Annotated in this window: 11 protein-coding genes, 1 pseudogene and 1 riboswitch; of the genes and pseudogenes, 5 read left to right on the plus strand and 7 right to left on the minus strand. The window is 40.5% G+C overall.

What is annotated here, in order from left to right:
* Positions 1-204: 204 nt before the first annotated feature.
* The 3 genes from QZ106_RS06000 to sstT all read right to left on the minus strand — a co-directional run bounded on the left by QZ106_RS06000 (position 205) and on the right by sstT (position 4,225).
* Positions 205-2,148, minus strand: a complete 1,944-nt coding sequence (locus tag QZ106_RS06000; RefSeq protein WP_295975538.1) for an ABC transporter ATP-binding protein — start codon at positions 2,146-2,148, stop codon at positions 205-207.
* A gap of 172 nt (positions 2,149-2,320) precedes the next feature.
* A complete protein-coding gene (locus QZ106_RS06005; protein ID WP_295975544.1) occupies positions 2,321-2,851 on the minus strand; it encodes a hypothetical protein in 531 nt (176 codons plus the stop codon).
* A gap of 126 nt (positions 2,852-2,977) precedes the next feature.
* Positions 2,978-4,225 carry a serine/threonine transporter SstT gene (sstT, locus tag QZ106_RS06010; protein WP_295975547.1) on the minus strand — a complete coding sequence of 416 codons (1,248 nt, stop codon included), beginning with the start codon at positions 4,223-4,225 and terminating at the stop codon, positions 2,978-2,980.
* A 227-nt stretch (positions 4,226-4,452) separates the two neighbouring features.
* Here sstT and QZ106_RS06015 point away from each other — a divergent pair, with 227 nt between their 5' ends.
* Positions 4,453-4,899: a S24 family peptidase gene (locus QZ106_RS06015; RefSeq protein WP_295975549.1), complete on the plus strand. Its 447-nt coding sequence runs from the start codon at positions 4,453-4,455 to the stop codon at positions 4,897-4,899.
* A gap of 88 nt (positions 4,900-4,987) precedes the next feature.
* Here QZ106_RS06015 and ftsH read toward each other — a convergent pair whose 3' ends face one another.
* From ftsH to QZ106_RS06035, 4 genes are all read right to left on the minus strand, one after another.
* Entirely contained in the window at positions 4,988-6,808 is a 1,821-nt protein-coding gene (gene ftsH / locus QZ106_RS06020; protein ID WP_295975552.1) for an ATP-dependent zinc metalloprotease FtsH, read from the minus strand.
* Positions 6,809-6,922: 114 nt separating this feature from the next.
* On the minus strand, positions 6,923-7,552 hold the full coding sequence (rlmE, locus tag QZ106_RS06025) for a 23S rRNA (uridine(2552)-2'-O)-methyltransferase RlmE (RefSeq protein WP_021616954.1): 630 nt from the start codon (positions 7,550-7,552) through the stop codon (positions 6,923-6,925).
* Positions 7,553-7,712: 160 nt separating this feature from the next.
* Entirely contained in the window at positions 7,713-8,549 is an 837-nt protein-coding gene (gene purU / locus QZ106_RS06030; RefSeq protein WP_295975556.1) for a formyltetrahydrofolate deformylase, read from the minus strand.
* A gap of 68 nt (positions 8,550-8,617) precedes the next feature.
* Entirely contained in the window at positions 8,618-9,034 is a 417-nt protein-coding gene (locus QZ106_RS06035) for an H-NS family nucleoid-associated regulatory protein (protein ID WP_295975559.1), read from the minus strand.
* A 161-nt stretch (positions 9,035-9,195) separates the two neighbouring features.
* Positions 9,196-9,368, plus strand: a riboswitch (Lysine riboswitch).
* 95 nt (positions 9,369-9,463) lie between these two features.
* Here QZ106_RS06035 and QZ106_RS06040 point away from each other — a divergent pair.
* The 4 genes and pseudogenes from QZ106_RS06040 to QZ106_RS06055 form a co-directional block, all read left to right on the plus strand.
* Positions 9,464-10,996: a Na+/H+ antiporter NhaC family protein gene (locus tag QZ106_RS06040; protein WP_295975563.1), complete on the plus strand. Its 1,533-nt coding sequence runs from the start codon at positions 9,464-9,466 to the stop codon at positions 10,994-10,996.
* A gap of 316 nt (positions 10,997-11,312) precedes the next feature.
* Positions 11,313-13,031 carry an acetolactate synthase 3 large subunit gene (locus QZ106_RS06045; RefSeq protein ID WP_295975565.1) on the plus strand — a complete coding sequence of 573 codons (1,719 nt, stop codon included), beginning with the start codon at positions 11,313-11,315 and terminating at the stop codon, positions 13,029-13,031.
* Positions 13,031-13,522: an acetolactate synthase small subunit gene (gene ilvN / locus QZ106_RS06050; protein ID WP_295975566.1), complete on the plus strand. Its 492-nt coding sequence runs from the start codon at positions 13,031-13,033 to the stop codon at positions 13,520-13,522. Before QZ106_RS06045 ends, ilvN begins: the two co-directional genes overlap by 1 nt.
* A gap of 271 nt (positions 13,523-13,793) precedes the next feature.
* Positions 13,794-14,238: pseudogene (locus QZ106_RS06055) on the plus strand (hypothetical protein); the annotation flags it as partial.

Here is a 14,238-nt window from a genome sequence, read left to right on the forward strand (position 1 = left end):
GGAACGTTATTTAACGCTTTCGGGCATTCATGATTTCGTGCAACAAGTTGCACGCTACGATTCACTAAAATAGTGATGTGAAAATAAACACGGTGACCGATTTTCACAAGCCCCTTGAGAGGCTTGTGAAGTATAGGCCATTATAGGTAAGCCTAAAAACCGCACGTTTTACGTGTGGATTGTTATTTGCTTCTTAAAACTTAGCTACTTTCCTTCCGCTAAATTTTTCTTTTCTTCCAATGCTTCCCAACGCATAAATGCCGTTTCCAGTTCGGCTTCGGCGTCAGCCAACGCTTTCAGTTTGGCATCTGTCACATCATGAGATTGTTGGAAGAAATTCGGGTCACCGATTTCGGTTTGAAGTGCGGTGATTTTTTCTTCTAAATCTTCCAACAGTTGCGGAAGCTGTTCCAGTTCGCGCTGTTCTTTGTAAGAAAGTTTGACGGATTTGGGTTTATTGGAAACCGATTTATTTTCTACCGCACTTTCTTCTTTTTTCGGCTCAATTTTTTTCTGTTTTACAGCATCCTGTTCGGCTCTTTGAGCAAAATAATTGGCTTGTTGCTGTTTGGCATCAAAGAAGCCGCCAACATATTTATTCAACACGCCGTCGCCTTCAAAGATGTAGCATTCCGTGGCGGTGTTGTCGATGAATTGACGATCGTGGCTAACGATAAGCAATGTGCCTTGGTAGTCGGTGAGAATTTCTTCCAAAAGCTCCAAGGTCTCTACGTCCAAGTCATTGGTCGGCTCATCAAGAATCAATAAATTATTCGGTTTTAATAATAATTTTGCCAATAACAAGCGGTTACGTTCACCACCGGAAAGGGCTTTCACCGGCGTCATGGCGCGTTTTGGTGGGAACAGGAAATCTTGCAAATAGCCCAATACATGACGTTTGATGCCGTTGACTTCCACGTCCTGCTTGCCATCTGCAACGTTATCCATCACGGATTTTTCCGGATCAAGATCGGCACGATATTGATCAAAATAGGCAATGTCTAATTTGGTTCCGCAGCGAATGGAGCCACTTGTCGGTTGAATTTCACCAAGTAGCAATTTGATAAAGGTGGTTTTACCACACCCATTCGGGCCGACTAAAGCGATTTTGTCACCGCGTAAAATGGTGGTACTAAAATCTTTAAGTAATTGTTTGCCATCAATGTCGTAACTAACGTTTTCCATTTCAAACACGATTTTGCCGGAGCGGCTGGAGGTGTCTAATTGCAATTTTGCGGTGCCCATCACGTCACGACGTTGGCGACGTTCTTCGCGCATGGCTTTTAACGCGCGTACGCGTCCTTCATTACGGGTGCGACGGGCTTTAATCCCTTGGCGAATCCAGACCTCTTCTTGCGCTAAGCGTTTATCAAACAGCTCATTTTGTAACGCTTCTACCCGCAAATTTTCTTCTTTCGCGGTAAGGTATAAATCGTAGTTGCCGGGATAAGACACCAATTTGCCGCGATCTAAATCCACGATGCGAGTCGCCATTTTGCGAATGAAAGAACGGTCGTGAGAAATAAACACAATGCTCCCGTCAAATTCCATCAGGAAATTTTCCAACCATTCGATGGCATCCACATCCAAGTGGTTAGTCGGCTCATCTAACAACAACACATCCGGGTTACACACTAAGGCGCGCGCCAAAGCGGCTTTACGCAACCAACCACCGGATAAATCAGTAAGCTTCGTATTCGGATTTAATTCCAATTTTTGTAACACTTCATTGATTTTATTTTCAAATTGCCAGCCATTAGCATGTTCCAATTTCGCTTGAATTTGAGCAAGTTGATTTAACGTTTGCTCGCCGTAATGCTGCTCTAGCTGCACAGAAATATGATGGTATTCCTTCAATAAATCCGCCAAATGCTCAATCCCTTCCGCCACATAATCAAACACATTGCATTCCGCATGGCGCGGCGGATCCTGCTCTAAACGGGACACCACCAAGTCTTTTTCATACTGCACTTTGCCGTCATCCATGATGACATCGCCGGCAATGATTTTAAGCAATGTAGATTTGCCTGCGCCGTTACGACCGACTAAGCAGACGCGTTCATTGGGTTCAATATGTAGCTCTGCATGATCCAATAAAGGGGCATCGCTGAAAGAAAGATATCCGTTGGTTAAGCTGATAAGTGCCACAAAAAAAATCCTATAAAAAATGAAAAAATATTGAAAAAATGACCGCACTTTTAACGCAATGATATTGCCAATATCAGATCTCGATCATCTTTAGCCACACATTTTGTGCGCTAAGGAAAAAAACAAAACGCAAAATACCCTCAAGATATTTTGCGTTTTATGTCAACGTCAATTAATTCGCGACATTGATTTGTTGTCCATCCACAAAGGTTACACTACGAGGAACAGAATACACGGAGACATCCTGTGAATTAGTAAACAACGTGCGGTATTCATCTTGAATTTTATTAAACGGAATGCGTAAGTTGACTGTCGCTTTAGATTTCGCTGCTAACGGTTTTGCAAAATCGAGAGGAATATCCTGAGAATAAAGCATGTGTTGGTCATGCCAATATGATGCAATCCAGTAAAGCGATTTGATCGGTTTATTCCCCAGATTCTCAATAGAATATTTCGCCAGAACATACGCTTGGTTATCTTCGTTAACAATAAATTTCCGCTCTTCAAAATGAATATTAACGTGTTTTTGGAAAAGCGAGAGAGGCGTGTCATTCGTATTCTTCTGTGCGGTTTGCGTTGCCTGTGGTGCTGAAGAGGCGGATTCCGATTCTTTGGATTTTATCCCTTGTTTCGCCGCCAGCGCTGTACCGACCACTACAATAGAAGCAAACGAGACTAAAGCGATGACTTTCATTAATTTCATTATCGTAACTACCTTATTAAGCTGTTTATTTTTCTGAAATTCTACCCGATCCCCTTAGCAAAATAAATGAGATTTTATATATCCATAAAAGACAAAGGGTAGAACACCTCTACCCTTTCTCTGCAATTATGCTGTTGTTTTCTTATTTTCATCTGCAATACAGGCTGCCGCTGTAAACAGAACGTCTGTAGAAGAGTTCAATGCGGTTTCAGTTGAATCTTGCAGAATACCAATAATAAAGCCAACTCCAATCATTTGCGCAGCGACATCATCGGAAATACCGAATAAGCTACAGGCTAAAGGAATCAATAGCAAGGATCCACCGGCCACACCAGAAGCACCACACGCGCATAAACTTGCAACAATACTAAGTAAAATTGCACTACTGAAAGAAACCTCAATGCCTAATGTATTCGCTGCCGCAAGTGTAAGAATCGTAATGGTAATTGCCGCACCGGCCATATTAATGGTCGCGCCTAACGGAATAGACACAGAATAAGTTTCTTCGTCTAAATTCAAACGTTTTGCCAAATTAATATTCACCGGAATATTTGCTGCTGAACTACGGGTAAAAAATGCGGTTAATCCACTTTCACGCAAACAAGTCCAAACAAGTGGATAAGGGTTACGGCGAATTTTCCAGAAAACTAAAATTGGATTCACGACAAAGGCGACAAATAGCATTGCACCAATTAAAACACTTAATAACTGAGCATAACCGCCTAACGCTACTAATCCTTTATCTGCAAGTGTTTGAGCAACCAAGCCAAATACACCGATAGGCGCAAATGTGATGATGACATAAACAATCTTAGACACGGCTTCAGAAAAATCTGACACCACATTTTTTGTTGTGTCTGAGGCATGACGAAGTGCTAAGCCTAAACCGATTGACCACGCCAATACACCAATAAAATTCGCTTTAAAAATGGCATTTAGCGGGTTGTCCACGACATTAAATACAAGATCTAATAACACTGTGCCAACCCCTTTAGGTGCCGACGCGATATCTTCTTTGACAGAAAGTGCCACTTCCACCGGAAATAAGAAAGAGGCAATTACGGCGACTAATGCGGCCAAGAAAGTACCAAGCAAATAAAGCATAATGATAGATTTCATGCTGGTTTGTGTCCCCACCTTTTTATTGGCAATTGCCGCCATGACTAAAACAAAAATTAATAATGGCGCAACTGCGCGGAGTGAGCGCACAAAGATCTGGCCAAGTACGCCGACTTCGCTTGCCAAGTTAAAACCGAGTGATGGTTCCAAAATAGGCGTAACGAGAGCAACAACGATACCTAAAACCAAGCCGATGGCAATCCGTTTGACCAAATTGCCCTGAAAAAATAAAGAAATTAAACGTGATGTTTTCATATTAAATTAATGATGTTGTGCAAATAAAGTTGCGATGAGTCTTTGAATCACATGTGATTCCCCTGAGGGAATTAAAGATAGCCTAAATTTCAATTAAAGAAAACAGAACAGATCAAATTTTTATTGGCATAAGCAAGATGAGAAAGTACAGCAATATGTTGACATACTGTATATAAACACAGTAAAATTGAAATATAGAAAATTTAGGCTTACGCTAAGGAATTACCATGAATAACAATAATACGCTTGTTTCAATGAACTACAGCGGTTCATCCTATCAACCGCTTCCTTTTTTTGAAGAACAAAAATCAGAAAAATTCCACTATCGCAAAAAACTCGACCTCAACTTGTATTGTGTAAAACACCCAAAACAGACATGTTTTATTCATATCTCCAATCCCAATCTATTAGCATGGGGAATTGAAGCGGGTGATATGTTAGTCGTTGAAAAGAGTGATAAGGTATTTATCGGAGAATTCGTGGTGATGGAAATTGAAAATAATTTTTGTCTTTATGAATTGATCGCTTATACAGACGGCGAATTCGTCTTTTTATCGTTAGATAAAGACAAAGAAAATATTAAAACGTCTAACTGGAATAATCTTCCTATCGTTGGGGTGGTCACAAACATTATTCACCAACTCCCTCGAAAAAGAACGCATTTTATTGCGTAAATCTTCCTTTCTTATGGCTTATTAAATCACTGCCTTCACAAGGAATACATAAGCCTTGTGAAGGCAGCTAAACTAAGCGAAATGCTCGCTATTTAGATTCTTCCCAGCCTGCTGGCGGTGTAACCGGTTGGCGATTCATCAACTGTTTGATTTGCTCTTCTTCAATGGTTTCATATTTTACTAACGCATCTTTCATGGCGTGTAAAATATCCATATTGTCGATCAGAATTTGTCTCGCACGAGCATAATTACGTGTCACAATCGCACGGACTTCCTCATCGATCACATGCGCAGTTTCATCAGACATGTGCTTTGCTTTCGCCATGGAACGGCCCAAGAACACTTCCCCGTCATCCTCAGTGTAAAGAATTGGACCCAGTTTATCGGAGAAACCCCATTGAGTAACCATGTTACGAGCAATATTAGTTGCCACTTTAATATCGTTAGAAGCGCCTGTAGAAATATTTTCTTCGCCGTAAATCAAGTCTTCTGCTAAACGTCCTGCATACAATGTAGAAAGTTTACTTTCCAATTGTTTTTGACTGATACTGACTTGGTCGCCTTCCGGTAAGAAGAAGGTTACCCCTAGGGCACGTCCGCGTGGAATGATAGTTACTTTATGCACAGGATCATGTTCCGGCACCAAATAACCAACAATGGCATGACCCGCTTCATGATATGCGGTGGACTCTTTTTGCTTATCAGTCATGATCATGGTGCGACGTTCAGGTCCCATGTTGATTTTATCTTTGGCTTTTTCAAACTCAACCATTGTCACGGTACGTTTATTGGTACGTGCAGCAAATAACGCCGCCTCATTCACCAAGTTTGCCAAATCCGCACCGGAATAACCCGGCGTACCACGCGCAAGCGTCATTGCATCCACATCCGGCCCAACAGGTACTTTTCGCATATGCACTTTTAAGATTTGCTCACGGCCTTTTACATCAGGCAATCCAACCACCACTTGACGGTCGAAACGTCCCGGGCGGGTTAACGCTGGATCTAAAACATCCGGACGGTTAGTTGCAGCAATCACGATAACGCCTTCATTTCCTTCAAATCCATCCATTTCAACCAACATTTGGTTTAAGGTTTGCTCGCGTTCATCATGACCACCGCCAAGCCCGGCACCACGTTGGCGACCAACGGCATCGATTTCGTCGATAAAAATCAAACAAGGTGCATTTTTCTTCGCTTGTTCAAACATATCGCGCACACGAGAAGCCCCGACCCCCACAAACATTTCTACGAAATCAGAACCGGAAATCGTGAAGAAAGGTACTTTCGCTTCCCCGGCAATGGCTTTCGCCAATAAGGTTTTACCCGTACCCGGAGGACCAACCATTAAAATCCCTTTTGGAATTTTACCGCCTAAATTTTGGAATTTTTTCGGTTCACGTAAGAAGTCAACGATTTCAGCCACTTCTTCTTTTGCTTCATCACAACCGGCTACATCTGCAAAAGTGGTTTTAATTTGCTCTTGTGTCATCATACGCGCACGGCTTTTACCAAAGCTCATGGCTTTACCGCCACCGCCTTGCATTTGACGCATGAAGAAAACCCAAACGCCAATTAATAACAGCATCGGGAACCAAGCAATCAAGATTTGAGATAATAATCCTCTTCTCTCCTGAGGGGTGCCTTCTACTTTAACTTTTTTATTTAATAAATCATTCAATAAGTTTTTATCTTCTAAAGGAATGACAGTGGTATATTTAGCTCCATCTGCTTTGGTAACTAAAATTTCATTGTCTTCAAACTTAGCCTGACGCACCTGACCATTTTCAATATCAGTAATAAAAGTGGTATAGTCCGTTACATTGCCGTTAGAAGCCGAATTAAAACTTTGATATGCCGTCATCATGACGACAGCAACAACAACCCAAAGAATTAAATTTTTTACCATATCGTTCAAGGCATTACCCCATATTTATAAAGTTAATAAAATGTCGCAAGGTTACTATATTTGTTTCGAAAGTGAAAGTTATCAAATTGATTGTCTTTCTTTGTGACTTCACCATTAAAACTTATAGCCGCTTGCAACGATATAAACTTCCCGAGAACGATCTCGAGAGGCCTCAGGTTTCCGAACTTTTACCACACTAAAGAGAGAACGAATCTCTTTTAAGTATTCATCAAAACCTTCACCCTGAAAAACTTTTACAACAAAACTACCTTTGTTTGCCAACACCTGTTTACACATATCCAATGCCAGCTCAACCAAATACATTGCGCGTGGAATATCTACTGACGGCATTCCACTGAAATTCGGTGCCATATCCGACATCACCACATCGACTTTTTCTTCACCGACGCGCTCTAGCAAAGTATTCAACACATTTTCATCACGAAAATCCCCTTGCAGAAAATCTACGCCGACAATGGGATCCATTTCCAAAATATCGCACGCGATAACCCGCCCATTTCGACCGATTTGACTCACGACATACTGCGACCAACCGCCCGGTGCGGCACCAAGATCGACTACTGTCATACCCGGTTTAAACAAACGGTCCGTTTGTTGGATTTCATCAAGTTTAAAATATGCACGGGAACGCAATTTTTGTTTATGCGCTTTTTGTACAAAAGGATCTTTAAAATGTTCATTTAACCAGCGAGTAGAACTCGCCGAGCGTTTTTTCTTGCCCATAACCTGTCTTATGTTTTTTTAATGTTTTTGTATATAAAGGCTTAAGATTGACTTTTCAAGCCTCAAATCATGATTAATAAAAAAATCCACCTTTCCTCGATTTTTGGCGGAAAGGTGGCTTAAATCAGAATAGTGCTTATTGTAGCAATTAAAGTGCGGTCTATAAAATGATCGTTTTATTCTTATAGACGAAAATGCGATCGTGCAATGCCAAATCTAAAGCGCGGCTCAATACTGTTTTTTCTACATCGCGTCCAGCCTTCATCATGGCTTCCGCGCTATAAGTATGGTCAATATTGATCACATTTTGCATAATAATCGGACCTTGATCCAATTCATTATTAATAAAATGTGCTGTTGCACCAATAATTTTTACACCGCGCTCATAAGCTTGTTGATACGGTCTCGCACCAATAAATGCCGGTAAGAATGAATGGTGAATATTAATCACTCGATTAGGATAACGTGCCACAAATTTTGGATTTAGCACGCGCATATACTTCGCCAGCACAATGTAATCCGGAGCAAATTCGTCAATTTTTTCGGCGAGCAACGCATCGTGTTCTTCACGGGTCAAATTCTGATGGCTAATACAAAAATAGGGCACATCAAAACGTTCTGCCAACGTACGCAATGCATCATGATTTCCAATCACTGCAGCAATCTCCACATCAAGACCGCCATAGTAATTTTTCATCAAAATATCGCCTAAACAATGCGCTTCTTTCGTGACTAAAATCACAATTCGTTTACGTTTTGTACTGAGCAGGCGGCAATTCGTCCCCTCAGGTAAACTCAGTGCCAAATCAGCCAACAAGGTTTCTTCATTAAAAATGCCTTGGAGTTCCGTACGCATGAAAAAATGCTTAGTTTCAAAATCAACGAATTCATTATTATGCACAATATTTAATTGGTGCTTATAACAAATATTGGTAATTTTGGAGATTAACCCAATCGCATCCGAACAGTCGGTTAATAGTATTTTATTCTCAATCATAAATTCTGTGTCATCTTGAAAAAAAAAGAAACCCATAAAAATGGGTCTCTTTTAGTCATTGTTATCAATTAAATTTCAAAAGAAGACAAAGGCTTTCCTTGATCTAATTGCGCCTGAATTGCCTTCGGTGTTCTGCCTTGACCGGTCCACGTTTTTGTTACGCCATTTTCATCAACATATTGATATTTTGCGGGTCTTGCTGAACGTTTTTTAGAAACACCGCTGACTTTTTCAGACACATCCAAGCCTAAAATTTCAGCTAATTCTTGTCTAGAAATTCCTTCTTTTTCAAGTAATTCTTTATATTTTGCAATCCGTTCTTGGCGTGCATTTTCTTCTTCTTGAGCTTTCGCTAACTCCACTCTTTTCTCAGAAACAAGCGTTTCAATCTTTTCAAGAAGATTTTCTAATTGCTCTACAGAAAAATCACGCGTAGCAAGACGCAAGCTACGGATATTAGACAATACTTTCAATACTTCACTCATTAATTTTCTCCTCTGGTATTAATATAAGTAAACTGGAATCTGAATTATGATAAACAAATTATATACCAAGGTAAATATCTATTTCTTAAATTATTTTATATCAATGACATCTCTCTTATATTGGCATTTCTCTGTTTTTATTGTAGTCTTATAGCGTCCTATACATACGTAGAGGTGCAAACGTTATAAGTATATTTTCAGAGTGGATAACGATGAAGAAAATGGAAAGGAACGTTTGCCGAAATCAGTTAAGAGTCGTTTTAGCTGGTTGGTGGCGTCTTCGAAAGAACCGTCACTGTCATAGTCAATCAAACTATGGAGCGCTACTGGTTAGGTTAGGTCTTTATTTGCCTGCCTTTTTAAATTATTTCTAGTTATTCTAAGTATTTAAAGTCAGTGGTTCTCCCTTAATTTTAGGTAGAACACCATATGGAACTCATCGATTACTCATCGTCAATTTGGTCAATTATTCCCCCATTGCTTGCATTAGCATTAGCGATTATTACACGTAAAGTGCTCATTTCTTTGAGCGTGGGTATCTTAGTCGGTGCCGCCATGCTGGCAAATTTTGAACCATTAAATACCTTAGTGTATTTAAAAAATAATATTGCTTCCCTCTTCATTAAAGAAGATGGATTAAATAGCAACAACATTAACATTCTTCTTTTCTTATTATTGCTTGGCGTTTTGACCGCACTTTTAAGCATGTCCGGCAGTAACCGAGCCTTTGCTGAATGGGCGCAAAAGCACATCAAAGGTCGCCGTGGTGCTAAATTAGTAGCAGCCTCTTTAGTTTTTATCACCTTTATTGATGATTATTTCCACAGCTTAGCGGTGGGTGCGATTGCGCGTCCAATTACCGATAAATTCAAAGTTTCTCGCGCGAAATTAGCTTATATTTTAGATTCGACTGCTGCGCCAATGTGCGTATTAATGCCGGTATCCAGCTGGGGCGCTTACATTATTACGCTTATTGCAGGTTTATTAGCCACCTACTCCATTACCGGCTACTCACCCATTGGAGCGTTTATGGCAATGAGCGCCATGAACTATTACGCGATTTTCTCAATTATCATGGTCTTTTTTGTTGCCTATTTTTCTTTTGATATCGGTGCGATGGCAAAACATGAAAAATTAGCACTAAGTACAGAAGAGATTACCGAAACGCAATCTTCTGAGGTAAAAGGCCATGTACGTAATCTTGTATTACCGATTTTAACCTTAATTATCGTGACCGTTTCTGCCATGATGTATACCGGTAATGAAGCCTTAGCAGCTGACGGCAAGCCTTTCTCTATCTTAGGGGCATTTGAAAATACCACTGTTGGCGTGTCATTAGTTACCGGGGGTTTAAGTGCGGTTTTGGTTGCATCACTGTGTATTTTTGCCGATCGTTTGGTGAATGTTCCCGAATATGTTAAAGCTTGGGGCGTGGGAATTAAATCCATGTCCGGTGCAATTCTCATTCTATTCTTCGCATGGACAATTAATAATGTGGTAAGTGATGTGAAAACCGGTGCTTATTTAGCGTCTTTAGTTTCTGATACATTGCCACTTGCCTTATTACCGGCATTGTTATTTATTTTAGCCTCTGTCATGGCGTTCTCTACCGGCACCAGCTGGGGAACATTCGGTATTATGTTGCCAATCGCTGCGGCCATTGCCTCTCACGCCATGCCGGGCTCTGTAGAATTTATGTTGCCTTGCTTATCTGCCGTCATGGCAGGAGCCGTTTGCGGTGACCATTGCTCCCCAGTATCCGATACCACCATTTTGTCTTCCACCGGGGCGAAATGCGACCACATGGATCACGTCACCTCCCAATTGCCTTATGCCCTTACCGTGGCAATAGCAACTATTGCAGGTTATGTTGTAGTGGGGTTCACCTACTCCGGCTTACTAGGTTTTATCACTACAGGTGCCGTACTCACCTTACTCGTGTTTATCTTTAAAAAGCGCTAATTTGTGATCTCGTGCACAAAAATCAAATTTAAAATTAAATTCTGTAATTTTTATAAAATGCGACATAAAGTCGCATTTTTTCCACCCAAACTAAAAATTAATTTATAAAATTTCAAACATATAAACTTATGCAGAATTTTATATTGAAAAATAGGCTAAAAAACTAAATCCTCTCTTAACTTTTCAATAGACAAGCAAACCTCTTTTCGTTAAGAATAATCTCCATTGAACCGCAATGCGCCAAACTTATACTATCGGTATAAAAGTGCGGTCAAAAAAAGCGATACTTTTTTAAAGCAAATAGGAAGAGGTAAAAATGAAGAAATTATCGGGAGCAGAAATGGTCGTTCAATCCTTGCGTGATCAAGGTGTTGAATTTTTATTTGGTTATCCGGGTGGAGCGGTTTTAGATATTTACGATGCAATCCATACTTTAGGGGGCATCGAACACATTTTAGTACGCCACGAACAAGCGGCAGTACACATGGCTGACGGCTATGCACGAGCTACCGGCAAAGTGGGTTGTGTTTTAGTCACCTCTGGCCCAGGCGCCACCAATGCCATTACCGGTATTGCCACGGCGTATGCGGATTCCATTCCGTTAGTGGTACTTTCCGGGCAAGTGCCTTCAGGGTTAATTGGTAGCGATGCCTTCCAAGAATGCGACATGATAGGCATCTCCCGTCCGGTCGTGAAACACAGCTTTTTAGTTAAAAACTCGGAAGACATTCCGACCATTATTAAGAAAGCCTTTTATATTGCCTCTACCGGCCGCCCCGGCCCTGTAGTCATTGATTTACCAAAAGATGTTGTTAATCCATTAAACAAATTTGCCTACACTTATCCGGAAGAAGTCACTTTGCGTTCTTACAGCCCAACGGTGCAAGGTCACAAAGGGCAAATCAAAAAAGCCTTAAAAGCCTTATTGGTGGCCAAAAAACCGGTGCTTTTCGTGGGCGGTGGTGTGATTTCAGCCAACTGCCACGATGCCTTAACACGTTTTGCTAAGCAGTTAAATTTGCCGGTTACCTCTTCTCTTATGGGCTTAGGTGCTTTCCCTGGCACGGATAAACAATTCCTCGGGATGCTTGGTATGCACGGCACTTATGAAGCCAATACGGCAATGCATAACAGTGACTTGATTTTAGGTATCGGCGTTCGCTTTGACGATCGCACCACCAATAATCTCGCAAAATATTGCCCACATGCCAAAGTGATTCATGTGGATGTGGATCCCACCTCCATTTCCAAAACCGTACCGGTGGCGATTCCGATTGTCGGCAGCGCAGAAAGCGTATTAGAGGAATTTTTATCATTATTAGAAGATGAAAACCTTGCGAAGTCTCAATCGGATTTAACGGATTGGTGGAAACAAATCGAACAATGGAAAGCCGTGAAATGCTTAGATTTCGATCATCACAGCGGCGTAATCAAACCTCAGCAAGTGATTGAAACCATCTATCGTTTAACTCAAGGTAATGCTTATGTGGCATCGGATGTAGGACAACACCAAATGTTTGCTGCATTACACTACCCGTTCGACAAACCACGTCGTTGGATCAACTCCGGTGGGCTTGGCACCATGGGCTTCGGTTTACCTGCAGCACTTGGCGTCAAACTGGCCGATCCAAAAGCAACGGTAGTTTGTATTACCGGTGATGGGAGTATTCAAATGAATATTCAAGAGCTTTCTACTGCGAAGCAATATGACATTCCTATCGTTATTATTTGTTTGAACAACCATTTCCTCGGCATGGTAAAACAATGGCAGGATTTGATTTATTCCGGTCGCCATTCGCAAACTTACATGAATTCATTGCCGGATTTCGTGAAATTAGCAGAAGCTTACGATCATGTGGGAATTCAAATCGCCAAACCGGAAGAATTGGAAGAAAAGCTTAAACAAGCGTTCAGCATTAAAAATAAACTGGTCTTTGTTGACATCAATGTTGATGCCAACGAACACGTTTACCCAATGCAAGTGCGTGGTGGCGCTATGAATGAAATGATTTTAACTAAACCGGAGAATGCATAATGCGTAGAATCTTATCCGTATTGCTCGAAAATGAATCAGGCGCGTTATCCCGCGTCGTCGCCTTATTCTCACAACGCGCTTTCAACATCGAAAGCCTGACCGTGGCCCCCACAGATGATCCAACGTTATCCCGTATGACTATTGAAACCTACGGCGATGAACAAGTGTTGGAGCAAATTGAAAAGCAATTGCACAAATTGGTGGATGTGTTCAAAGTGATTAATTTAAGCGACAGTGAACACGTTGAGCGTGAAGTGATGTTAATTAAAGTTCGTGCGCAAGGCGTTGCGCGGGAAGAACTGAAACGTTTGACGGATATTTTCCGTGCACAAATTGTGGACGTTACCACGAAGTCTTACATCATCCAACTCACCGGCACCAAAGACAAACTGGATGCCTTCGTGAGCACGCTGAAAGAAGAAGCTGTTGTCATCGAGATCGTCCGCTCCGGTTTAGTGAGCTTACCACGTGGAGAAAAAGGCTATTTATAGTCAATAAATAAACACAAAGTGCGGTCAAAATTCGGAATATTTTTTGCAAAAGAAATTTAATCTATTTTTAACCAAAAAAATTCTGAAAATAGCATAATCATACTTACTTAAGCCCCATTCACGGGGCTTAATAAGTTATAGCTTCTCTTGTTACATACAAACAAAAACTGACAAAACTTTAATAAATCTTTACACTGCCATCCATAATAATCATTGAGTCAATAAGTCATTAAGTATAGAATAAGGAAATTTTTTTACATTTCATTTACTTATGCTTAAAAAATTCTTTAATTATCTACATTCTCGTCTATTTTGGCTGTGGCTTTTTTGGCTTTCCTTTCTCACACAAACCATTTCTCCCGAAGATAGCATCTTTTACGGATTATTTGTTATATATATTCTCTACTACTTGATTTTTTCATTTAACCAAAAAGTATTTTGGTATTTTCTTACTTTTATTGTCATCACATTATCACTTTACTATCCTGTTTATTTATCCTATGGAAAATTAAATTCAGGCGTGGTCGCTGCATTTTTTGAAACGAATCCAGCTGAATCCTTTGAGTTTTTAGGAAAACTTAAGTTTGATCAATTTAATTTACCGCTATTATTTATATTCTCAACATTCATCTTATACAAACTAAGAAAATCTGTTAATCCACAAGATAAAACATCAGAAAAAGAAATAAAAGAAAAGAGAATATTAAACATTATTC

This window comes from uncultured Aggregatibacter sp. (assembly GCF_901873365.1).
Classification (GTDB): domain Bacteria; phylum Pseudomonadota; class Gammaproteobacteria; order Enterobacterales; family Pasteurellaceae; genus Aggregatibacter.

What these genes read in the sequence shown, in the direction of transcription:
- QZ106_RS06005 (WP_295975544.1), bottom strand. Translation starts at nt 2,851, where the DNA reads ATGAAATTAATGAAAGTCATCGCTTTAGTCTCGTTTGCTTCTATTGTA.
- sstT (WP_295975547.1), bottom strand. Translation starts at nt 4,225, where the DNA reads ATGAAAACATCACGTTTAATTTCTTTATTTTTTCAGGGCAATTTGGTC.
- QZ106_RS06015 (WP_295975549.1), top strand. Translation starts at nt 4,453, where the DNA reads ATGAATAACAATAATACGCTTGTTTCAATGAACTACAGCGGTTCATCC.
- ftsH (WP_295975552.1), bottom strand. Translation starts at nt 6,808, where the DNA reads ATGGTAAAAAATTTAATTCTTTGGGTTGTTGTTGCTGTCGTCATGATG.
- rlmE (WP_021616954.1), bottom strand. Translation starts at nt 7,552, where the DNA reads ATGGGCAAGAAAAAACGCTCGGCGAGTTCTACTCGCTGGTTAAATGAA.
- purU (WP_295975556.1), bottom strand. Translation starts at nt 8,549, where the DNA reads ATGATTGAGAATAAAATACTATTAACCGACTGTTCGGATGCGATTGGG.
- QZ106_RS06035 (WP_295975559.1), bottom strand. Translation starts at nt 9,034, where the DNA reads ATGAGTGAAGTATTGAAAGTATTGTCTAATATCCGTAGCTTGCGTCTT.
- QZ106_RS06040 (WP_295975563.1), top strand. Translation starts at nt 9,464, where the DNA reads ATGGAACTCATCGATTACTCATCGTCAATTTGGTCAATTATTCCCCCA.
- QZ106_RS06045 (WP_295975565.1), top strand. Translation starts at nt 11,313, where the DNA reads ATGAAGAAATTATCGGGAGCAGAAATGGTCGTTCAATCCTTGCGTGAT.
- ilvN (WP_295975566.1), top strand. Translation starts at nt 13,031, where the DNA reads ATGCGTAGAATCTTATCCGTATTGCTCGAAAATGAATCAGGCGCGTTA.